Origin of the sequence: Gemmata algarum, assembly GCF_034097035.1 — a bacterium.
In the GTDB taxonomy this organism is placed as follows: domain Bacteria; phylum Planctomycetota; class Planctomycetia; order Gemmatales; family Gemmataceae; genus Gemmata; species Gemmata algarum.
Genome location: NZ_JAXBLV010000088.1, coordinates 77,922 through 99,274, shown reverse-complemented (window position 1 = coordinate 99,274; position 21,353 = coordinate 77,922). Strand labels below are relative to the sequence as shown.

The following is a 21,353-nucleotide window of genomic DNA, read 5'->3' as shown; positions in this document are numbered from 1 at the left end:
CGCAAGTGATAAGGCCGGCTCTGGAACGCTGTACGCTTCACGACCGGGCGACTCAACTAATTCCATCGCGCCACTTCGTTCAAGGCGCGGTCGAGGAACTTCCGCACGTCCGCGGCGTCTTCTGCCCCGGGCTCGGCGCGGAGGTACGCCCGGAGCGGGTCCACCGCGCGGCCGAACTGCTCCGCCTGCACCAGCAGCACCCCCAGGTCGCGCTGCTGGCTCGCGTCCGCGGGGATCAGTTGCGTGAGCCGGCGGGTGACCCGTGCGCCGCGGCGGTAGTCGCGCTCCGCGAGGTACGCGGTCTTCAGGTTCTGAAGCATCCGCGCCACGATCGCGCCCGGCGGCGTCGCCGCCAGCGCCTCGGGGGTCGCCTCGAACGGCCGACCGGTCACGCCCCCCACGAGTTCCTCGCACCCTTCGATGTCGAGGAACTGTCCGCCGTTGAACGGGTCGAACAGGACCTCTTCGTTGCCGTCCACGGCCTTAACGATGAAGTGCCCGGGGAGTCCCACGCCGACCACGTCCAGCCCCGCACGCTGGCCCACCGCCATCGCCAGCACCGACAGCGCGATGGGGAGCCCCACCTGTCGGTCGAGCACCTTATTGAGGTAGCTGTTCCGCGGGTCGTAGTAGTCCTCTGTGTTTCCCGCGAACCCGCACTCTTCAAACAGGAACGTGGACAGTTCCGCGGTGCGGGCGGCCAGCGACCCCTTCAGACGCGGGCGCAACTGTTCTGCGAGGCGGTCGATCCGGCGCAGGTAGGCGCGGGGCTTCATGCTGCTGTACGCGTCGCGCGCGATGAGAAGGGCGATGCGGGCCAGGTCGGTCTCGGCACTCGGATCAACGGAAAGTGCCTCAAGAGTGGTTGAGAGTTTCATGGGGGCATTTTAACCACGCCGCAACGCACCGGTGAAGATGAGCCGGAACCCGGTAACCAATTCCCGGGCACAACTTCAACGGAACGCCACGAAATCTTTGCGGCGCCCAAGTTTGGAACCCCGGCGACAGGCGGTAGCATCAAATAGGACGGATTTGTCCGCTCGGAGGTTCGCCGATGCTCGTTCAACGATACAGAACCGATCTCCATTGCGGGGCGTGCGTGGCGAAGGTGCGCCCGCTCCTGGATGCCGCCCCGGACGTTCGTAAATGGGACGCCGACACGTCCGGCCCGCAAACGGTGCTGACCGTCGAAGGCGACGGGATCACCGCAGAACGCCTCGGCGCGCTTCTGCGGCCGGCGGGTTACCACGTTCTCGGCGAGATGGTTGCCGCCCAACCGGCACCGCCGGTCGAGAAGCCGACGTCGTACTTTCCGCTCCTGCTGATCCTCTCCTACCTGCTGGTCGGGGTTGCGGTGACGGAACTGGCCGCGGGGGCGTTCGACCCGATGCGCGCGATGGGTCGGTTCATGGCGGGTTTCTTCCTGGTGTTTTCGTTTTTTAAGCTGCTCAACCTTCGAGCGTTCGCCGACGCCTACGCCGGCTACGACGTGGTGGCGGAGAAGTGGTACGGCTACGGGTACGTGTACCCGTTCATCGAGCTGGGCATGGGCATCGCGTACCTCGGGCACTTCGCACCACTCGCCACGAACGTTGTGACGCTTGTCGTGATGGGAGTTAGCACGGTGGGGGTGGTCAAGGCGCTTGCGGCGCGACGTAAGATTCGCTGTGCCTGTCTGGGAACTGTGTTTAACCTGCCGATGTCTGCGGTAACGCTGGTCGAGGACGTGCTGATGGTCGGTATGGCCGTCGCGATGCTGTTCTGGTTGCTGTAAAATAGAACCGCACGACTAACTGGCAGCCTCTCCCTCTACCAGTTAGCCGTGCGGTTGTTTTTGGCTCTCGCCGTTTTATTCAAATGCGAGTCGCGTGCCAAAACCGACGCCGATTGCATGAGGATGTCGCAACTACTTCATTTCTAAGTAAATTCGGTGTAGAGCATTTTTCTCAACTGCCAGAGGTTTCCTCTCAAGTGCGCGCATTTTGTGCATTAGTGGTGGTAGTGTGCTTTTAAAGCGCGCATATGGGCTGATTTTGCATCCTGGTTGACCCACTTCACCGTCATCGTCCACAATAGGGCGAAACCATTTACGGAGCCGCCGTATGCCCGCGACCGTGGACGACACTTATGCCGAGGCCTTTCGGAGCATTTACGCCAGCGTTCTCGTCACGGCTCGTGACCGGTACTGGCTCGACCACGCCGTGAGTGCCGCCACCGGTAACGCCAGCAGTACCATTCTTTGTGACTGCGAAGCGGGTTTGGATCGCTACGTCGAGGCGTCCGAAACGCCGGACCAGCGGCCCGGGGCGATCGTTCAGTTTCACGTCCCCCGGTTCCATAAGGATCGTGAAGCGCGTCTGGAACGATCGGTGCTTGTGCGGGTGGCGCAGAACGTGATGACCTGTCCCACCACCGCCGCGTTCAACGTTTTGCCGGCGGACGGGAGCTGGTACGCGAGTCAGCAGCCGCCGAAGCCCGGTGCGAAGTGGTTCCCGCTGGGGCGGAAGGTGGCGTACTTCGGCGACGGGCACCAGTTCACCGCGGAGCGGTACGGGCGCCGGTGCTGGGTGGTGCCGATCCTCAGCGGCGAGTTCGTGATTGAGCGGCGCTGCGGGTTCGCCGACGGGCTGATGGGCGGGAACCTGTGGTTCTTCGGCGCGACCGCCGACGCCGCGCTCGACGCCGCAACGAAGGCTGCTGCGGCGGCGAGTGAGGTTCCGGGAGTGATTCTGCCGTTCCCGGGCGGGGTCGCATCGAGCGGCAGTAAGGCCGGGAGCAAATACAAGTTTTCGATCGCCAGCACGTACGCTGAGTACTGCCCCACCCTGCGCGGGAAAGAAGGCGTCGCGTCGCGACTGCCCGAAGGGGTCGCGAGTGTGCAGGAAATCATTATCAACGGCGCCGACCTGCCGACCATTGTGAAGGCGACGCAGACCGCGATCGCGGCGGCGAAGGGCGTGCCCGACCTGCTCACGATCTCGGCGGGCAACTACGGCGGGCGGCTTGGGAAGAGCTTCATTTATCTGCACCCCGAAAAGCAGCCGGCGTAGTCGCGTTGGGGCCGGGTCGGACCGTTTCAGGTTCCAAGCACGGCCGAAAGCGGGTGCGGTGCCGTCAGCGCCTGCCTTCGCCCGCGGGAATCACCCGAGCGAACGCGGCCTCGAGCTGACTCAGCGCGGCCGGCTTGTTGACGAACGCGGTCTTGCCTCGGGCGAGCAACTCCTCCACCGTGTACGGGCTCGGGTTACCGCTGACGAAGACGCACGGCAGGTCGGGGTTCGTGTGCCGAAGCGCATCAAGAGTTGCGGGGCCGTCCAGCTCGGGCATTCGCACGTCCAGTATCACCGCCGTTGGGGTTTCTTTTTGACACATCTCCACCGCCTCGGCCCCGCTGCTCGCCGTGGTCACGCGATACCCCAGGTGCTCCGCTAACTTGGCGAGGACGTTTCGAACGATCGCCTCGTCGTCGATCACTAGGATCAGCCCCGGCGTAGTCATTGGTGACCTTCCACGGGTGCGAACGGAAACCGACGTGTGCAAGTGTCCATAGCCGGCCGTACCGTATGCCTCATACGCTCTCGAACGACCGGATTTCTCGCAGCGAGGCACAACAAGCGGTACCGAGACCCGGCAGCGGAGGAGGACCTTCACCGTCCGTTCCGGGCACACCGGACAACGGGCTAATTAGCAAACGTCGCACCGCACGCCGCTCGTGGGGGGGCACACAAATTGTATGCACGGTGCGGTGTCCCGCCGGGTTCGAAAAAGGCTGGCCCTGGGACGCAGCATCCGAGACGCTCGCTCGCTTCTGCTGAGCGTCGGGCACCGGCGTGACCGGGCGCACCGATGGCTTCGCGGCAGCGGCCAGCATACAGAGGCGTGGCGCCTAAACCGATGCCGAACCGAACACCAGGCATTCGTGGGGGTATAGTTCCAGGCGGGTGTCGCCTTCCGCGCGCGGCCCGCCGTAGGTATTCCACTCCGAGCTGTGGAGCAACTGTGCCCCTGCGGGCAGTCCGTCCGGTAGCGGCTGTGGGGCCGCGGACAGGTTGAAGTACGCGCGCAGCGCCGACCCCAGGTCGGTCCCGCGGACGAGTTCCAGCACCGGTCCTTCGGTCGGATCGGGCAGCAGCCGAGCCCGGCGGTTCACGAAGTCCTTGAGCGCCGGCCACTGGCGGCGGGCGGCGAGCAGGTCGCGGTACAACCGGCGCAGCCCGGCCCGCGGCGATCCGTCCGGCCAGGACCAACTCAGCCGCGACGCTGTGAACGACAGCGTGGCCTGCGGGTCCGGCACCTCGCCCGCCAGTGCGTAGTCGCGTCGCCGCCCCTGGCGCACCCCCTCGATTAGTCCACGGTCGCCGAACGAGCAGAAGAACAGGAACGGGTTCGTCTCCCCGTATTCCTCGCCCATGAACAGGAACGGCAGGTGCGGGGACAGTAGCATCAGGCTGGCCGCGAGCCGCTGCACCGGCGGCCCGGCCAGCGCCGCCAGCCGCTCGCCCCGCGCCCGGTTGCCGACGTGGTCGTGGTTCTGCACGCCGACCACGAACCGGTCCCCGGGCACGTCCCCGGCCGCCGCGCCCCACCGCCGCCCGCGGTGCCGGCTGTACCGCCCGTCCAGCAGGTACGTGCGCTCCAGCACCCGCGGCAGGTCGGCGGCCGGGCCGAAGTCGACGTACTTGCCGTGCCGCTCGCCGGTCAGGAACGCGACCACCGCGTGGTGGAAGTCCTCGTTCCACTCGGCGTCGAGGCCGAACCCGCCGCGGTCCGGCGGGAGGACGATGCGCACGTCGTTGAGCAGGCTCTCGGCGATCACGTGGAACGGCCGGCCGAGCGGCGCCGCGGCCCGGTCCGCTTCGCGCTTGATCTCGGTGAGGATGTGGACGGGGCTGATGTCGAAGATGCTCTGGGTGGCGTCCAGGCGCAGCCCGTCGAGGTGGTACTCTTCGGCCCAGTGCCGGACGTTGTCCAGCACGAAGTCGCGGACCCCGTCGGACCCCGGCCCGTCGTAGTTGAGCGCCGCGCCCCACGCGGTGCGGTAGCGGTCCGAGTAGTACGGGCCGAACTCGCCCGCGTAGTTGCCCTCCGGCCCGAGGTGGTTGTACACCACGTCGAGGACCACCGCGAGGCCGTGCGCGTGGCACGCGTCCACCAGCCGGCGCATGGCGTCGGGGCCGCCGTAAGTGTCCTGCGGGGCGAACAGGTGGACCCCGTCGTACCCCCAGTTCCGCGCGCCCGGGAACTGAGCCACCGGCATGACCTCGATCGCGGTCACGCCCAGGTCGCGCAACTCTGGGAGCCGGGGAATTACCGCGTCGAACGTGCCCTCGGGCGTGAACGTGCCGACGTGTAGCTCGTAGAAGACTAGGTCTTCACGGCTGACGCCGCGCCAGTTGCGGTCGGTCCACGGGAAGCGGCCCGGGAACACGACCGCCGACGGCCGGTGGACGCCGTCCGGCTGCCAGCGCGAGCACGGGTCCGGGCGCTCCGGCCCTCCGTTGAGCCGGTACGCGTACCGCTGCCCGTCCGGCACGCCCGCACCGGTGTGAACGAAGTAGCCGTCCTCTTCCGGGCTCATGGCCACGTGGCGCCGGCGGTCGCCGTCGATCAGCACCAGTTCGACGCGGTCCGCCTTTGGCGCCCACACCCGCCACGTCACGGCCCCGTCGGGTTGGGTGACCGCGCCGCACCGCCGGATCTCCGCTGCTCCCATGTCGCCTCTCCGTGTCGCGCTCTCGACCCACGGCGTTCCGTTTACTTCGGCAGAACCCGCAGTCAAGACAGCAACATCAGGGCCGCGACACGTCCACCACCGCGGTCCCGGCGACGGCGAACGCCCGGTCGCCGCGCCGGATCGGCACGTTCGCGGCCCCGGTGAACGCGCCGAACGCCGGCAGCACCCCGACCCGCGGCCCGAACCAGAAGCACGGCAGCCGCAACCGCTCCCGGCCCAACACAACGCCCGGGTGAAGGTGCCCGGCCAGCACGTACCCGCCGTCGGCCGGTTCCGGGAAGTGGGCGAACACGAACGGCTCGACGCGGAGGTCATTCGACCAGTCGCCCCACCCGTCCGGCGGCGGGCCAGCGCGGTCGTGGTTCCCGCGCACCAGCCGCACCAGCAGGCCCGGCCGTTCATTGCGCCACGCAGTCAGCCCCTCGACCACATGGGCGGTGCGCCCCTCGCGCGCGTGCCAGAAGTCCCCCAGAACGAATAGGTGCTCGGCCGCGGTGTCGTCGAGCGCGGCACCCAGGCGGGTGAGCGGTGCGGCGGAATCGCCCGGCACCGGCACCCCCGCGGCGCGGAACGCTTCTGCCTTGCCGAAATGCGGGTCGGCAATCACCAGCGCTTTCGTTCGGGGCCAGAACAGAGACCGGTCCGGGCGCAGGACCAGCCGCTCGCCGGCGATTTCGACCTCTGCGGTCATTCCGGCCCCGCCTTCCGCTCCAGCGCCGCGGCCAGCTTCCCCACCCGGTCGGCCAGCGTTTCCGACGACACCGCCGCACGCATCCGCTCGACCAGGAGCGGGAACGCGAACGGCGTTGGGCGCGGCGGGTCGGTCACGACGATGTGGCCGGCGGCGATGCGGTCGAGCGCGGCGCGCAGCCGCGTCACCTCGAACTGGCGGTCGAGCACCTCGCGCCGGGCCTGCCACAGGAGCAGGTTCGACGGGTCGTGCTCGCGGAACACGTCGTAGAACAGCCCGCTGGACGCCTGGAGCTGCTTGGCGGTGCGGCCCGCATGCGGCAGCCCGGGGTTCACCAGCCCGGCGACGCGGGCCACCTCGCGGAACTGCCGCTTCGCCAGCTCGGCGGCGTTCAGCGACGCCAGCACATCGTCCGTCAATCGGTCGGGGGTGAGCAACTCCTTGAGCGCGTCCGCGCCGAGGTCGAGCGGGTCGGACGACACCAGTTCGAGGCCGTAGTCGTTGCACGCCAGGGTGAACGTCTGCGGCCGGCGGCGCGACAGCCGGTACGCCAGTAGCGCCGCCACGCCCTCGTTGACGAGCCGCCCCTCGAACGGGTACAGGAACAGGTGGTGCCCATCGCGGGTGTTGAGCCGCTCCGCGAGCACCTCGCCCGCGGCGGGCACCCGCGACCACCGGGCTTGCACTTCCAGCACCGGCCGCACCGCCTGCATTTCGGCGTCAGCGAACAGCCCGCGAGCCGCCTCGTCCAGCTTGGCCCGCACCGACGCCGACAACTCGCCGGACAGCGGCAGGCGTGACCCGGACCAGCGGAGCTTTGTGTCGGCGTCCGTTTTCGCCAGCCGCACCCACACCGTCATCTCGTACAGTTTGACGAACTCCAGTGTGCGCCCGGCGAAGGTGAACCGGTCGCCGGCCTTGAGCCGGGCGGCGAACGACTCGTCCACAGTCCCCAACTTCGCGCCGCGGAGGAACCGCACCAGCACCACTGCTTCGGACGTGATGACGCCGACCGACTGCCGGTGCCGGCGGGCGACCTTCGCGTCCGGCACGCCGTACACGCCGTCGCGCACCTCGACGCGGCGGTAGTCCGGGTACGCCTTCAGCGCCTCGCCGCCGCGGGTGACGAAGTCGAGCACCCACGTCCATTCCATGCCCGACAGGGCACGGTACGTGTGGGCCGTCCTCACCTCCGCCAGTAGTTCGTCGGCCCGGAACCCGCCGGCCAGTGCCGAACCGACGCAGTGCTGCGCCAGCACGTCGAGCGGCTTGTCGATCGGGAACCGGCCTTCGATCCGCCCCTCGGCTGCGGCGGCCCGCGCCGCGGACACCTCAACTAGCTCGAACGCGTGCGTCGGGACGCAGGTGACGCGGCTGGTCTCGCCCGGCCGGTGCCCGCTCCGCCCGGCCCGCTGCAACAGCCGCGCGACGCCCTTCGGGCTTCCTACCTGGAGCACCCGTTCGACCGGGGCGAAGTCCACGCCGAGATCGAGCGTGCTAGTACAGACCACGCACCGCAGCGTCCCGGCGCGGAGCCCGTCCTCCACCCAGTCGCGCGCCTTCCGGTCGAGCGAGCCGTGGTGCAGCGCCACCTGCCCGGCCCACTCGGGGCGGGCGTCCAGCAGCGCCTGATACCACTGCTCGCACTGCCCGCGGGTGTTGGTGAACAGCAGCGCCGTCTTGCCCTCCTCGATGGCCGCGAGCACTTGCGGCAGGAGGGACAGCCCGAGGTGCCCGGCCCACGGGAACCGCTCCACCCGCGGCGGCAGGATTGCGTCGATGGTGATCGGCTTCGGCACGTGCCCGCGGATCACCCGGCCGCGATCCGTTTGTAAAGAAGAGCCCCTAGCAGGTTCTCTGCCGTCTTGTGAGGTGGGATCCCCTCCGACCAGCGCCGCGAGCGCGTCGCCCAGGTTACCGAGCGTGGCCGATAGCCCCCAGGTCCGCAGGTGCGGGCAGAACGTGCGGAGACGGGCGAGCGCGAGTTCGGTGAGCACCCCGCGCTTCGAGCCGAACAGCTCGTGCCACTCGTCGCACACGACGCACCGCAGGCCCGCGAACTTCTCCCGCGCGTCTGGGTAGGTGAGTAAGAGCGACAGGCTCTCGGGTGTGGTGACGAGCACCGTGGGGAGCCGCTTCTGCTGCCGCGCGCGGGCCGCGGCCGGTGTGTCGCCGGTGCGCGTCCCGACATCCCAGTTCAGCCCCAGCGGGCGGAGCGGCGCCTCGAGCGCCAGCGCGGTGTCGGCCGACAGCGCACGGAGCGGCGTAACCCACAGCACGCGGACCGGCGGAGGAGCTACCGCGGGGGGCTCGCTCACCGCTTCGAGCAGTGGGCCGAAGTACGCCGCGTACGTTTTGCCGGTGCCGGTGGAGGCGTGAACCAGTCCGCTCGCGCCGGCGCGGTACGCCGCCCAGGTCTCTTGTTGAAACGGGAAGGGTTCCCACCCGCGGCGCGCGAACCACTCGTCCGGCGGCACCACCTCCGCCGGGTCGATCGGGCGCGGCTTCGGCGGCTTGGTGCGGGGCGGCTTCGGGATGCCTCTCACGCCCCGCCCTCCGGCGACACGTTCAGCAGACCCTTGACGCGGTCGAGCGTGTCCGCCTCTTCCGGCTTCTTGTCCGTCCGCCAGCGGAGCATCCGCGGGAACCGCACCGCCACGCCGCTCTTGTGCCGCGACGACGCCTGAATGCCCTCGAACCCCAGCTCGAAAACGAGTTCCGGCTTGACCGTGCGGACCGGGCCGAACTTCTCCAACGTGTTGGCGCGGATGAACGCGTCTACCTTGCGGATCTCGGCGTCGGTCAGCCCGCTGTAGGCCTTGGCGAACGGCACCAGCGCCCCGCCGTCCCACACGCCGAACGTGTAGTCGGTGTAGAGGCCGCTCCGCTTGCCGTGCCCGGACTGGGCGTAGATGAGCACCGCGTCCACCGCGAACGGCTCGACCTTCCACTTCCACCAGTCGCCGCGCACTCGCCCCACCCGGTACGGGGCCGCGCGGCGCTTCAGCATCATCCCCTCGACGCCCCGCGCCCGGCTCCCCTGCCGTTCGACCGCGAGCGATTCCCACGAGTCGAACGCCAGCCGCGGGGACAGCCGCAACGCCGGGTGCGGGGCGCGGGCCGCGAGCGCCTCCAGCCGCGCGCGGCGCTCCGAGAGCGGGCGCTCGCGCAGATCCGCCCCGGCCTCCTCCACGAGGTCGTAGGCCATCAGCACCGCCGGCACGTCTTCAAGCAGCTTCTTCGAGAGCGTCTTGCGGCCGATGCGCTTTTGCAGCTCGCCGAACGGGAGCACTGTACCTCCGAATTCGGGGGAACCCCCCGCGGGTTCCCCCGCGACCCCCTCCTGCTTGCGTTCGGGGGAACCCCCCGCGGGTTCCCCCGCGACCCCCTCCTGCTTGCGTTCGGGGGAACCCCCCGCGGGTTTCCCCGCGACCCCCTGCTGCCTCTTCCACGGCAGGATTTCGCCGTCGATCACGGTGCCGTCCGGCAGCGCCGCGGCGAGCGCCGCCAGTTCGGGGTAACGGTCGGTGACCAGTTCCTCACCCCGGGACCACACGAACGATCGGCCCCCGCGGCGCACCACCTGCGCGCGGATGCCGTCCCACTTCCACTCGGCCTGCCACTCGTCCGGCGAACCGAGCGCGGCCGGCTCGCCTTCGAGCGGGTGCGCGAGGAAGAACGGGTACGGGCGGCTCACGTCGGCATCGCCCGAGTCGGGCGCCACCAGGGCGGTGTAGAAGGCGGGCGTCGGTTCCCACGCGCCCATGAGCCGGTGCGACACGGTGTCGGTCGGCAATCCGCTCACCTGCGCCAGCGCCCGCACCACCAGCAGTTGCGACACCCCGACGCGGAACTCGCCGGTGATGAGCTTGTTCCACACGAACCGCTGCCGCTCGTCCAACTCGCCCCATGCTGCCACTGCCGCGGCGCGCTGGTCCGGTTCGTCCATCGCGCGGAGCGGCAGCAGCCGGTCCTCGACCCAATCGGCCAGCGGTCGGGTGCTTGCGGCGGCGGCAGGCGGCAGTAACAGCGCGATCGTTTCGGCCACGTCGCCGACGTGGTGGTAACAGTCGTCGAACAGCCACTCGGGCACGCCGGCGAGTTCCCGCGCCCACAGCCGCAGCCGCTTCGATGGAACCGCCTGCCGCGGCTTGCGACCGCTAAGGAAGTAGACAGCCCACGCGGCATCGGCCGGCGGCGCGGCGGCGAAGTAGCGGGCCATCGCCGCGGTCTTCTCGGCGGTGCGGGTGGTCCCGTCCAGCGCGGCGTACAGGTCGGCGAACGCTTTCACCCTTCCACCTCCTGCTTACCCGAATCGCTACCCTCTTCCTCGTCGCCGTAGCGCGTGGCGATCACCCCGGCGTCGAGCCCGCCCTCGCGCAAGTAACGAGCCAGCTCGGCCGCGAACCCGTGCGTCGCCAGAACCCGGGACGCGCCGGACTCGCGCACCGCCGTCAGGAGCCCTGGCCAGTCGGCGTGGTCGGACAGCACGAACCCGCGGTCCACGGCCTTACGCCGCCGCGCCCCGCGGACCCGCGCCCATCCGCTCGCCACCGCCTCGGACGCGGGCTCGAACTTCCGCGCCCAGGGCGAACCGGCCGCCGACGGCGGCGCGAGTACCAGCGCGCCGGCCCACGGCTTCGCTTTCCCCCGCCCGGCGGGCACTTCGCTCACCGGCGTCGTGGGCGGGAGCAACACCCCACTCTCGCGGTACGCGCGGGTCACCTTCTCGACCGCTCCGTGCGTGTAGATCGGGCCGATGGACGGATCGACACCGGCCATGACCCGTTGTGACTTCCCGAGCGCGTATGCGTACACGATGCTGCACTTGCCGGCCGCTTTGTTCGCCGCCCACCAGGCGTTCACACCGCCGAACAGCACATCAGGGGTTTCCCAGCGGTAAATGGGGAGGCCGAACGTCGATTCGGTGATGAACGTGTGGCAACGGACCGGCTCGAACGGCTGACAGGTCGGGTCCAGGTCGAGTTTGTAGTCGCCGGTGACGACCCACACCTCGCCGCGGTACTCCACCCGCACCTGTGCCGAACCGAGAACGTGCCCGGCGGGGTGAAAAGAGACCTGAACCCCATTGTGCTCGGTCGGCTGGCCATAGGGTACGGTCGCAATGTCCGCCGCGGCGCCCAGCCGGGTGTGGAGCAGGTGCGCGCCGGACTCGGCAGCCAAATAGCGACCGCATCCCCAGCGGGCGTGGTCGGCGTGGGCGTGGGTGACCACCGCCCGCGGCACCGGGTTCCACGGGTCAATGTGGAAGTCGCCGGCCGGGCAGTACAACCCGTCGTCGGTGAGTGAAATGAGGGCTTCAGACACCGACCCGCTCTCCGTAAGTGGCGACCGCTACCAACCGCAACCGCGCGCGCGAATTAACGGCCGGCGGGCCGGTCGGCGAGCGCGCCGAAGGTCGCACCCGCCACCAACCCGCCCAGAGTGTACAGGCCTACCGTCATGAGAGCCGTTCGCGAGGTGCGGCGGCTTGGTGCGGTGCCGAGTCCGAGCGGCCCGGGTAAGAACACCGCCCCTAATCCCGCCACCAGCCCCAACAGCGCGCCGCGGGTGACCGCTCCGTCCACCCCGCCCAGCCCGACCAGTGCGTAGTACGCGCCGTTCGAGGCGAGGTCGCCCGCGAGCGTTACGGCGTGCATGGCCGGCTCCCCCGGTGGAAAGACATCGACCGCGCGAAGGCCGGCCGCGAGCGCCCGCTTACCGAGCACGTCCATCCGCGGCGCGTCGGCCACGGTGCGTCGGGTCGCCTCGTGAGCCAGGGTCAGTGCGACCGCCCCGGCCGCTCCGCTTGCAATCGAGTTCATCATGAAATGGCCTCGCGAGGTAGCAGTCGCTGCCGTACAGCGAACGCAAACCGCGGGCCGCTTCAACGTATTTCGACCGCCTCGTTGCCGCGTGCCGGTGTGGGGGATGTCGCTTGCGTCGGTCCGATGGGGTACGCGGTGCGCGTGTCGGTACCTTGGCGCTTGGCGTGCGCTTGGGTTGGGAGACCGATCCGGTTGGGAAATGCCGGTGCTGGAGCGTAGGCCGCTCGACCGATGCGCGGCGGCTGGCTCGAACGTGATTCCGGGATGCGCTCTCGGTCTGTACCCGCGGACCCACGGCCCGCACGCCGAGGGCGACCGCAGGGCCAACTTGAACTTATTGAATCTGATGTGGGCTAAAGCGATATGCGGCTGGCTTTGCGCCGCTCAGGGTCGGTAGCGAATGGACTTTACCGCCGGTACCAGTCGGTCCATGCGATCTGGAAAGACTTCGGGTCCCCGTCGAAGAACGCCTTCGGCAACCGCATCTCGAAATAGCCGTCCTTCAGCGGCAGCTCTTTGGCCGGCGTGCCGTCTTTGCCGACCATCTTGAAGTCGAGAAAGGCCGGATCGTTGGGACCTTGCGGAACCTCTTTCCCGTCCACGGTCAGCTTGAGCGATCGCTTGTCGCCGGACGCCGACCCGTGGACCGTGGCCGTGCCGCACGTCGCGGTGAACGACTCCAGGCCCGTCAGGTGCAGTCGAAGCGTCACCCGATCGGGCCACTCGTTGCCGACCCGCTCGATCGTCGCCCCGCTGATCCCGAGCGGGCTGCGGATATCGATGACCGTCGCACCGTTTTCGGTCGTAACCGTGACCCGGTCGTTGTCCCGCTTCGGTGTGACCTTGAACGCGCCCGCAGCGGGGGCTGCGTCCTTACCGCGGCCGGTCTTGCCCTCGTAGTGCGCCCGCACCGCTTTCAGCGTCACCTCCGGGTAGTCGGTGGCGAAGCTCGCCACCCCCGCCCCCAGCAGTTCCCGGTACGTGGCCTCGTCGTCCGCCCCCCACGGCAGCACCTGGAACAAGATGCCCCGTTCCCTCAGCTCTTTGCCGGTGGCTGCCAGGAACGCTTTGGACGGCGTCAGCGCCCCGTCCTTGCGGCGCACATGCACCTGGAGCTGCGTCACCCCCTCGAACGTGTCCTTCCGCAGCGCCGCCAGTTTGTTGCCCAGTTCCTGTTCCGTGCCGCCCATCCAGTTCAGCGTGCCCGAGTCCGGCACCAGTGCCTTCCACTGCCGGATGACGGCGTGCTTCGGGCTGGCCAGCACCACCTGCGCCCCGACCCGGGCCGCCTTCACCTCGGCGGCCAGCGCGTTCAGGTCCACGTCCTTGATGTCGAGGTACAGCCGGCGGTCCGGCTTCCCGGTCATCGCGGCGAACACGTCGGCCAGCCGCGGTACCCGCCGGCCGGTGAACGCGGCCCCCTTCCACGCCCCGACGTCCAGCCCCTTCACGTCCGCCCACGGCACGTCCTTCACCTTCTTGCCGGCGAGCGCGGACCCCTTGGCGATCCGGTCGAAGCCGGGGTCGTGCAGGGCGACGATCACCCCGTCCTTCGTGCTGCGGACATCGGCCTCGGGCGCGGTGCCGAGTTTCCAACCCAGCTCGAACGCCTCCAGCGTGTTCTCGGCCTCCAACTCGCCCGCCCCGCGGTGGCTCTGGATGACGAACTCCTTGAGCGGGACGTGGTCGCGCACGTCCCAGGCCGGAGGGGCCGCCGCCAAACTCGAACACAGCAGCAACAGCGGCGCGCCGCACATCGTCCGTCCCCACGGTTGAAGAAGAGGAGCACCCGGGATCCCGTCGCTTTGCGGAACGTCCCTGATCTTACCAGCCGCACGTTGTGCGATTGCCCTCACGGAGGGGGCTGCGTTCCTTCGGCGGTGTTGCCGTCCGAAGGCGCTTCCCGGTGACTTCAGCATCGGATCGGGAGGAGGTCGCGCAACGTGCCGGTCGCTCCGAGCCATCTGGTAATGGACCACTAACCGGCTTTCTTCAAGCCGATGCCGACGTCCGGTGCGTTGTCCAGCACGTGCTTCAGCAACTTCTCCCAAGCGTCGTCGCTGAACGGCGTGTCCCTCGCGATGCGCTGGAAGTCCGCCAGCAGCTCCGCTGCCGATTGGTACGGTTGGGCCATCGGTACCGTATCGGCCATCGGCGGTTCCGCGTCCGCCTCCAGGCGCCGGATCACCCCCCACACCGCCTCCGGGAACCCCTTCGTCCGTGCCACCCGTTTGCGGCCGGCCAGTTGCGACCACCCGAACGCCACCTGCCCGAACGCGCGCAAATCCGCCGCGACGGACGGCTCCGCGCTCGCGACCTGGACCGGCGCCAGCCACGCCGGCTCGCCGAACTCCGTTACCTTGAGTACGCCCTCCGGCGTCAGCACGAACGAATCGGACGTGAGCCGCCCGTGGACCAGGCCGACCTTGTGTGCCGCGTCGAGCGCGCTCGCGGCCATCAGCGCGAGCCGCATCCAGCACCCCGGATGGGCCGCGAACGCCGGCCAGTCGGCGCTGAACAGCCCGGTCAGCCACTCGAGCAACACCGCGGGCCGGCCGTTGATCTCCAGCACCTCCACCACCCCCGCCAGGTTCGGGTGGGCGGCCTCATGGGCCGCGCCGAAGCGCTGCCGGAACTCGTCCGGGTGAACCGGGTCCTGCATCTCGGCTTCGCTGAGGTGCCGCAGCAGGTACAGGCCGCCCGACTTCTCTCCCGCGCGGGCGGGGTCGAACACGCGGTAGATCGCTTCCTTCGGCGTCACCCGCAGCCGGTCGATGACCCGCAGCCGCCCGAGCACCAGGGCGTCCAGGTTGCCGGCTTCGATCAGCGCGAGCTGGTACAAGGTGATGGTGCCGCTCGCGAGCAGCACCTGCCGCAACGTGCGGCGCTGCCGCGTCGCCGCTTCCCACAGCGCGGTGACGGTTTCGGCGTCCACCAGCCCCAGCGAGCGCAGCAGCTCCCCGAGCTGCACGTCCCCGGGCTCGAGCTCCGCGACGAGGGCCTCGGTCGGAACGCGGGGCGGCGCGTCGGCCGCCGGAACGCCCGGCTCATGCAGCCGGGGCGTGTTCGGCGGGTCGTCCGGCGGTGCGTCCGCGCTCCGTTTGCCGTCGCCCCGCGACTGCGCGAGCTCGCGCAGCTTCTTCCGGTACCACTCGCGCATGTCCGAGAGGTGCCGCTCCACCTCCGTGCGCCGCACGGCCAGCTCTTCCCGCTCGCGGCGCAGCCGGTCGGTTTCCTCGGCGAGCTGTTTGGCGGCGTCATTGGCGGCGGTGGCGGCCTCGGCCGCGGCGGCCTGCTTCGCGTCCAGCCGGTTCTCGCTGGACGACAGCAGCCGCCGCATGTCCGCCACGGTCCCCTGCCACTCGATGAGCTGCTGCCGGAACGCCGTGACCGCCAGCCGGTGCTCGTCCCGGGCGCGGTCGAGCGCCTCGTTCTTCTCGCGGAGCCGCTCGGCCTCTTCGCGCACCTGGGCGCGGGCCGCCTCGAGGTCGGCCCGGCTGGTGCGGGCGAACTCGTTCAGCTCGTTGAGGTGCCCGCGGAGCATGTCGCGGGCGCCGGACAGGCGCTCCAGCGCAAGCTTCGCCTGGTCGTCGAGCTCGGGGGCCTGCGCCCGGAGCGCGTCGAGGTCGGCCGCGGCCCGGGCGCGGAACGCCTCGAGCTGCTCGCGGGCGTCGCGGTCCGCGGCTTGCGCGGCGGCGCGGTCGGCCTCCCACGCCGCCCGGGCGGTCGCCAGCGCCTTTCGCTCCGCCGCGACGGCGGCGCCCACGTCCTTCAGCCGCCCCACTTGGCGGGCGAGCGCCTCTTCCTTCGCGGCGAAATCGGCCGCCTGCCGCCCCACCGCCGCCGCACGGCCGTCGAGCTCCTGGCGGCGCGCGGTCAGCTCGTCCTCGGCCGCCTGCCGGGTCCCCTCCAGCGCCGCGCGGGCCTGCTCGACCTGCGCCCGTTCGGCCGCGAGTTGCAGCTCCCGCTCGTCGAGCGCGCGCCCCCGGGCGCCGAGCTCCTCGGCGCGCCGGCGCAGCTGCTCCTGGAGCGTCTGGCGGGCCTCCTCGGACTGGGACAGCGCCGCCTCGCGCTCGCGGAGCGCGACCCGGTCCGTTTCGAGCCGGCCCTGAAGGTCAACGGCCTGTGACATCCGGCCCTTGAGCATGCCCGCCTGTTCGGCGAACTCGGCGGACCGGGCGTCCAGCTCGGCTTCGCGGTCCCGCAGCCGCTTCGCCTCGGCCGCGAGCTGCTCCTTCTGAACGCGGATCTCCTCGAGCCCCGCGGCGAGCAGCGAGTCCCGCTCGTCGAGCCGGCGCCGCTCCTGGTCGGCGTTCTCTTGCACGGCGCTCAGCGCGGCCCGGACCTCTTCGGCCTCCTGGATGCGGCGCCGCAGCTCCGCCAGCGCCTCGTCCTCGCGCGTGCGGGCGGCGGCGAGCTGCCACGCCTCGCGCTCCATGTCCTGGCGGCTGCGGTCCAATTTCGCCCGGAACACCGCGACCACCGCCTGCTGGGCCTCCAGTTGCGCGGCCCGCTCGGCGAAGGCCGCGGACTGCGCGTCCAGTTCGGTCCGTTGGTGATCGAGCCGCTCGGCCTCGGCCCGGAGCCGCTCCTGCTCCACCGCCGCGAGGCCGACCGTCTCCTCCCACTCGGTCGCGTCGCGCTTGAGCTGGTCGAGCCGGACGTTCACCTCCTGCGTGCGAACGGCTACCGCCCGTTCGGCCGCTTCGAGGGCCGCCGCGCGGCGCTCGAGCCGGGCCAGATCGTCCTGGAAGCGGGCGCGCTCGGACTCGAACTCGTCGCGCGCGGTCCGGACCAGGGTCTCGCGGTCCGACGCCACCCGCTCGCGTGTCGAAAGATCGGCTTCCCACGCGGTGAGGCGCTCCGCGTCGGCGACCTTCTGGGCCTCGAACGTGGCGCGCTCGCGCTCGAAGATGTCGCGGTCGGCGGCGAACATGTCCCGCTGCCGCGACAGCTCCTGGGCCTGGGCCGCCAGCCGCGTTTCTCCGTCGCGGAGCGCTTGCGCCCGGGGCTCGTGGGCCGCCCGCTCGGCGTCCAGCGCTTCGCGCTCCGATTGCACCTGATCGGCCCGCCGCCCCAGCTCCTCGCGCTGCGCCCGGCACTCCTCCACCCACTGCCGCCGCAGCCCGGCCAGCTCGTCACGGGTGCGGGCCAGCTCGGCCTCTTTCGCCGCCGCCTCGGCCGCGCGCAGGTCGGCCAGCTCCTGTTCGATCGCCCGGCGCCGGTCGTGCCACAGGTTGCGGTCGGCTTCGAGGTCCTCGGCGGACCGGTCCAGCTCGCGCCGGCGGCGGACGAGCTCGGCGTCGCGGGCCTCCCACGCCGCCCGGCGGTCGGCCTCTTCGGCGTCGAGCGCGCGGCGGCGGGCGTCGAGCTTCTCGTGCTCGGCGGTGAGGTCGGGCGCGACCGGCTCTTCCGGCACCGCGACCGCGAGCGGCACGTCGTCGAGCGGAACCAGCTTGGGCGACAGGTACGCGGGGGCCGGTTCCTGTGCGGCCTGGGACGGGATGTGAACGCCGATCACCAGCCCGGCGACCTGGAGCGCGTCGTCGTGACGAACGGGCACCGAGCCGCCCGTGGGTAGCGGTTCGTCGTTGAGGGCGACCGGCAGCGTGACCGCGACCCGGCGCACGCGGACGCCGTCCGGCCGGCGCGTGAACTGAACGGCCACCGGGGGGGAGCCCGGAGCGGTCAGCCGGAGGTCGCACCCGGGCGCGGCGCCGATGAGGAACTCTTCGCCGAGGAAGTCGTGAACGACCACGCGCCCGGCCGCGGTGCGCACGCCGAACCGGACCCGGGGCAGGTCGGGCCGGTCGCCGGGCGTCGGGTTCGGGAGCGGGGCCATCATGGCGAGGTTCCGTCCGCCCGGAATCGTTCCAGGGCGCGCGTCCGTGCTGCGGGTTCAGAGGTTGAAGAGATTGGAACGGATTCAGACGCGATCCGCAAGACGAAGTGCGCGGTAACTCAACCGCAAGATTCGTAACGGTTTGTGGAAGCAGTTACCGGCGAAACGTGGCCCGCACTTCGGGGCTCATCACCTTTTCCGCCGGCGACGCGGCGGCTCGCCGCGCCATGTCTTCGAGCGATCGCGTGCCCGCGCCCGCGGCGGAGTTGCCGCGGAACGAAATCCAGACCGCTCGCGCCTCCGCGCCAACAAGCGCTGAACTACAAACCGCTGCCGAAGGGCGGCTCGTATTGGAAGCCTGATTGTGTTGAGGCACTACAAGGGAATTACGGATGGGAATATTCTTGCATTTCTCTTGACCAATTCAGTGGATTTTAATTAATATCATTCGTTATCTGATCAGCTAGCTGCTCTGTACCCTCTCCCATACTTCTTTGTCCGGGTGTGAGGAGTCGTAATGCGCCCACGTCATATCAAGCGATTAGCTTTTACTTTGATCGAGCTGTTGGTGGTGATCGCGATCATCGCGATCCTGATCGGGCTGCTGTTGCCCGCCGTTCAGAAGGTCCGCGAAGCCGCCTCGCGCATCAAGTGCGCGAACAACCTCAAGCAGATCGGCCTGGCGACCCACATGTGCGCCCAGACCAGTGGCGACGTGATGCCGCCGCTGGGCACGTCGTGGGACGGCAACTACATCGGCCAGACCCAGTCCGGAGAGCCGGCCCGGCTGACGGCCGGCGGGCCGTACGCCGGGCGCCGCGGGTTCTCGTACTTCATCTACCTGCTGCCCTACCTCGAGGAGGACAACCGGTACAAGAAGGCCCTGCCGCTCACCGGGTACAGCGTGTCCCAGCAGAAGATCGTCACGTACCTGTGCCCGTCCGACGCCAGCGCCGGCGGGCAGGCGATCCCCGGCACCGGGAACTCGTTCCCGGGCAACTACGCGGCCAACTACCTAGTGTTCGGCGACCCGGTGAACGGCCGGTTCGAGGGCGCTACGCGGTTTCCGGTCGGGCTGCCCGACGGCACCTCGAACACGGTGCTGTTCGCCGAGCGGTACGGCCAGTGCTCGGGGGCCGGGGGCGGGGGCGGGAGCATCTGGGGCAACACCAACCCGTGGTGGCGGCCCGGGTTCGCGCTGCCGGACATCGGCAGCGACGGCAGCGGGAACAACAGCTACCAGTTGCCCGCGAACCTGCGCGGCTACCTGCCGGCCATGACCCCACAGGTCCCCACCGCGTACAACGTGAACTGCGACATCCGCCGCCCACAACTGATCCACACGGGGGTTATGAACGCGGGGCTCGGCGACGGCAGCACCCGGGTGATCACGGCCGCGATCGACACCACCACTTGGCAGCGGGCGTGCGACCCGCAGGACGGTCTGCCCCTGGGGAGCAACTGGTGAGCCCCACTGACACCGTTCGCCGAGAGGGACCGACGATGCGCGCACGCTGGTGGGTCGGACTGTCGCTGGTGGGGGTGCTGGCCGGGCTGTCGGGGTGCGGGGACGCGGACGGCCCGCCCCCGCGAACCGGCGTGCGCGGCACCGTAACCCTCGACGGGGCGCCGATGGCCGAAGGGCAGATCCTGTTCCTGGACGCGGGCGGGGAAGGCGCACCCGCGTTCCTGGACGTCAAGGACGGCCGGTTCGAGGGCGACGTCCCGCACGGCAAGAAGAAGGTTCAGATCCTGTCCTTCAAGAAGGGCAAGCTGAAGACCGGCGAGGAGGACCCCGTGGGCGTGCAGGTCGTTCACCCGAACTACAACCGCAACAGCAAGTTGACCACCGAGGTGACCGGGGCCGGCGCCACCCCGTCGGAGTTCAATGTGCAGTCGGCCCGCTGACCGCCGCGCCGCCGGGGCCGACCCGGCGGCGCCCGCATCGGCCTCTTGTCTGAACGCGCCCTGAGCGCTCGGCGGACCCGTCTGGAGTCCCGGGTTCCAAGTGGGCCGGAACAGGACCGCATCGTCGCAACTCCGTTCGCTCCGGGTGGCCCGGGGCCGTGAGCCGAAATCCAGTTGTCACCCGAACGTCGAACCCGGTGATCGGAACTTTAGCACCCGCCGCCCACGGCACACTTGGAACCCGATACTACCGGAACTTGTAACGACAGACCGTCGCGCACGTGATCCGGGCGGACCTCAACCCGCTGGAACCGCGTGCGGATGCGGTCACCAGCGAAACGTGGCCCGTACCGCCGGGTTCACCACTTTCTCGGTCGGCCACTCCCCCCGCCGGAGCGAGACAATCGCCTCAGCAGCCGATCGCGCCATGTCTTCGAGCGATTGGGTGTCCACGCCCGCGGCGTGCGGCGTCAGCACCACGTTCGGTAACGCCCGTAGCGGGTTATCGGCGGGCGTCGGTTCGTCCTCGAACACGTCCAGCAGCGCGCCCCCGAGCCGGCCATTCTGAAGAGCCGGGACGAGATCGGCCTCGCGCACCAGCCCGCCGCGCGAGGTGTTCACCAGCACCGCCCCGCGTTTCATCACGGCGATGGTGCTCGCGTTGATGACGTGCCGCGTTTCAGGCGTCAGTGGGAGGTGCAAGGAAAGGAAATCGGATTCGCCCAGCAGCCACTCGAAGGGGACGAGTTCGACGCCGGTGGCGGCACAGAACGCGGCGTCGGGGAACGGGTCGAACGCGATCACCCGCATCTCGAACGCTCGCGCGCGGGTGGCGACCGCTTTTCCGATGCGGCCCAGCCCAGCCAAGCCCAGCGTGCGGCCGCGCAGGGGGAGGCTCATGAGCCGGTTCCAGCCGCCCGCACTCAGCGCGGCGTGGCGCGCCGGGATGTGCCGCGTGAACCCGAGCATCAGCGCGAACGCGTGCTCGGCCACGGAGCCCTGGTTCGTCCCGGGGGCGATCGTGACCGCGACCCCGGCCGCGGTGGCGGCCGCCAGATCGACCGCGTCGTAACCCACTCCCACCCGCGCGATCACGCGCAACTGCGGGTTGGCGACGAACACGCGCGGGTTGTACGCTTCCGAGCCGGCGATGACCGCTTCCACACCTTGAAGGGCGGCGATCAGTTCCGGCTCGGCCGGGAGGTTCGCTTCCGCGGGCGGCAGCGCAACCACTTCCAACCCGGCGGCATCGAGCGGCGCGCGAAACTTGTCCGCGAACTTCGCCACCTCGCGCGGGGCGATTAGCACTTTGGGCATGGACGGTCCCGAGAAGGCTGGGCAGGAGGACTC

Annotated in this window: 15 protein-coding genes; 4 read left to right on the top strand and 11 right to left on the bottom strand. The window is 69.9% G+C overall.

Annotation, left to right across the window (positions count from 1 at the left end):
• Positions 1 to 56: 56 nt before the first annotated feature.
• Positions 57 to 878 (bottom strand): SirB1 family protein, encoded by an 822-nt coding sequence (locus tag R5W23_RS08585; protein ID WP_320685977.1) that lies wholly within the window; start codon positions 876 to 878, stop codon positions 57 to 59.
• 176 nt (positions 879 to 1,054) lie between these two features.
• On the opposite strand from R5W23_RS08585, the gene R5W23_RS08580 reads away from it, so the two are divergent.
• Both R5W23_RS08580 and fhcD read left to right on the top strand, forming a co-directional pair.
• Positions 1,055 to 1,774, top strand: coding sequence for a heavy-metal-associated domain-containing protein (locus R5W23_RS08580; protein ID WP_320685976.1), 720 nt, complete (start codon positions 1,055 to 1,057; stop codon positions 1,772 to 1,774).
• 328 nt (positions 1,775 to 2,102) lie between these two features.
• Positions 2,103 to 3,050 (top strand): formylmethanofuran--tetrahydromethanopterin N-formyltransferase, encoded by a 948-nt coding sequence (gene fhcD, locus R5W23_RS08575; protein ID WP_320685975.1) that lies wholly within the window; start codon positions 2,103 to 2,105, stop codon positions 3,048 to 3,050.
• 64 nt (positions 3,051 to 3,114) lie between these two features.
• Here fhcD and R5W23_RS08570 read toward each other — a convergent pair whose 3' ends face one another.
• From R5W23_RS08570 to R5W23_RS08530, 9 genes are all read right to left on the bottom strand, one after another.
• Positions 3,115 to 3,498, bottom strand: coding sequence for a response regulator (locus R5W23_RS08570; protein WP_320685974.1), 384 nt, complete (start codon positions 3,496 to 3,498; stop codon positions 3,115 to 3,117).
• 388 nt (positions 3,499 to 3,886) lie between these two features.
• Positions 3,887 to 5,713, bottom strand: coding sequence for a malto-oligosyltrehalose trehalohydrolase (treZ, locus tag R5W23_RS08565; protein WP_320685973.1), 1,827 nt, complete (start codon positions 5,711 to 5,713; stop codon positions 3,887 to 3,889).
• Positions 5,714 to 5,789: 76 nt separating this feature from the next.
• The gene (gene pdeM / locus R5W23_RS08560) at positions 5,790 to 6,425 is read right to left on the bottom strand and encodes a ligase-associated DNA damage response endonuclease PdeM (protein ID WP_320685972.1); all 636 of its coding nucleotides are present in this window, start codon (positions 6,423 to 6,425) and stop codon (positions 5,790 to 5,792) included.
• The gene (locus R5W23_RS08555) at positions 6,422 to 8,971 is read right to left on the bottom strand and encodes a ligase-associated DNA damage response DEXH box helicase (protein ID WP_320685971.1); all 2,550 of its coding nucleotides are present in this window, start codon (positions 8,969 to 8,971) and stop codon (positions 6,422 to 6,424) included. Before R5W23_RS08555 ends, pdeM begins: the two co-directional genes overlap by 4 nt.
• Complete coding sequence (locus tag R5W23_RS08550; RefSeq protein WP_320685970.1) at positions 8,968 to 10,716, bottom strand: ATP-dependent DNA ligase; 1,749 nt, start codon at positions 10,714 to 10,716, stop codon at positions 8,968 to 8,970. The genes R5W23_RS08555 and R5W23_RS08550 overlap by 4 nt, the downstream gene beginning before the upstream one ends.
• A complete protein-coding gene (locus tag R5W23_RS08545) occupies positions 10,713 to 11,753 on the bottom strand; it encodes a ligase-associated DNA damage response exonuclease (RefSeq protein WP_320685969.1) in 1,041 nt (346 codons plus the stop codon). Before R5W23_RS08545 ends, R5W23_RS08550 begins: the two co-directional genes overlap by 4 nt.
• A 53-nt stretch (positions 11,754 to 11,806) precedes the next feature.
• Positions 11,807 to 12,253 (bottom strand): hypothetical protein, encoded by a 447-nt coding sequence (locus R5W23_RS08540; protein WP_320685968.1) that lies wholly within the window; start codon positions 12,251 to 12,253, stop codon positions 11,807 to 11,809.
• Between the two features lie 407 nt (positions 12,254 to 12,660).
• The gene (locus R5W23_RS08535) at positions 12,661 to 14,010 is read right to left on the bottom strand and encodes a glycerophosphodiester phosphodiesterase (RefSeq protein ID WP_320685967.1); all 1,350 of its coding nucleotides are present in this window, start codon (positions 14,008 to 14,010) and stop codon (positions 12,661 to 12,663) included.
• Positions 14,011 to 14,231: 221 nt separating this feature from the next.
• Complete coding sequence (locus tag R5W23_RS08530; protein WP_320685966.1) at positions 14,232 to 18,098, bottom strand: hypothetical protein; 3,867 nt, start codon at positions 18,096 to 18,098, stop codon at positions 14,232 to 14,234.
• Positions 18,099 to 18,612: 514 nt separating this feature from the next.
• Here R5W23_RS08530 and R5W23_RS08525 point away from each other — a divergent pair.
• Positions 18,613 to 19,563, top strand: coding sequence for a DUF1559 domain-containing protein (locus R5W23_RS08525; protein ID WP_261187806.1), 951 nt, complete (start codon positions 18,613 to 18,615; stop codon positions 19,561 to 19,563).
• A gap of 35 nt (positions 19,564 to 19,598) precedes the next feature.
• Entirely contained in the window at positions 19,599 to 20,003 is a 405-nt protein-coding gene (locus R5W23_RS08520; RefSeq protein WP_320685965.1) for a hypothetical protein, read from the top strand.
• A gap of 327 nt (positions 20,004 to 20,330) precedes the next feature.
• On the opposite strand, the gene R5W23_RS08515 is transcribed toward R5W23_RS08520, so the two are convergent.
• On the bottom strand, positions 20,331 to 21,320 hold the full coding sequence (locus R5W23_RS08515; protein ID WP_320685964.1) for a phosphoglycerate dehydrogenase: 990 nt from the start codon (positions 21,318 to 21,320) through the stop codon (positions 20,331 to 20,333).
• Positions 21,321 to 21,353 lie beyond the last annotated feature (33 nt).

Excerpts from the sequence above, each read along its gene's own strand:
- R5W23_RS08585 (WP_320685977.1), bottom strand. The coding sequence starts at position 878 with ATGAAACTCTCAACCACTCTTGAGGCACTTTCCGTTGATCCGAGTGCC.
- R5W23_RS08580 (WP_320685976.1), top strand. The coding sequence starts at position 1,055 with ATGCTCGTTCAACGATACAGAACCGATCTCCATTGCGGGGCGTGCGTG.
- fhcD (WP_320685975.1), top strand. The coding sequence starts at position 2,103 with ATGCCCGCGACCGTGGACGACACTTATGCCGAGGCCTTTCGGAGCATT.
- R5W23_RS08570 (WP_320685974.1), bottom strand. The coding sequence starts at position 3,498 with ATGACTACGCCGGGGCTGATCCTAGTGATCGACGACGAGGCGATCGTT.
- treZ (WP_320685973.1), bottom strand. The coding sequence starts at position 5,713 with ATGGGAGCAGCGGAGATCCGGCGGTGCGGCGCGGTCACCCAACCCGAC.
- pdeM (WP_320685972.1), bottom strand. The coding sequence starts at position 6,425 with ATGACCGCAGAGGTCGAAATCGCCGGCGAGCGGCTGGTCCTGCGCCCG.
- R5W23_RS08540 (WP_320685968.1), bottom strand. The coding sequence starts at position 12,253 with ATGATGAACTCGATTGCAAGCGGAGCGGCCGGGGCGGTCGCACTGACC.
- R5W23_RS08535 (WP_320685967.1), bottom strand. The coding sequence starts at position 14,010 with ATGTGCGGCGCGCCGCTGTTGCTGCTGTGTTCGAGTTTGGCGGCGGCC.
- R5W23_RS08530 (WP_320685966.1), bottom strand. The coding sequence starts at position 18,098 with ATGATGGCCCCGCTCCCGAACCCGACGCCCGGCGACCGGCCCGACCTG.
- R5W23_RS08525 (WP_261187806.1), top strand. The coding sequence starts at position 18,613 with ATGCGCCCACGTCATATCAAGCGATTAGCTTTTACTTTGATCGAGCTG.
- R5W23_RS08520 (WP_320685965.1), top strand. The coding sequence starts at position 19,599 with ATGCGCGCACGCTGGTGGGTCGGACTGTCGCTGGTGGGGGTGCTGGCC.
- R5W23_RS08515 (WP_320685964.1), bottom strand. The coding sequence starts at position 21,320 with ATGCCCAAAGTGCTAATCGCCCCGCGCGAGGTGGCGAAGTTCGCGGAC.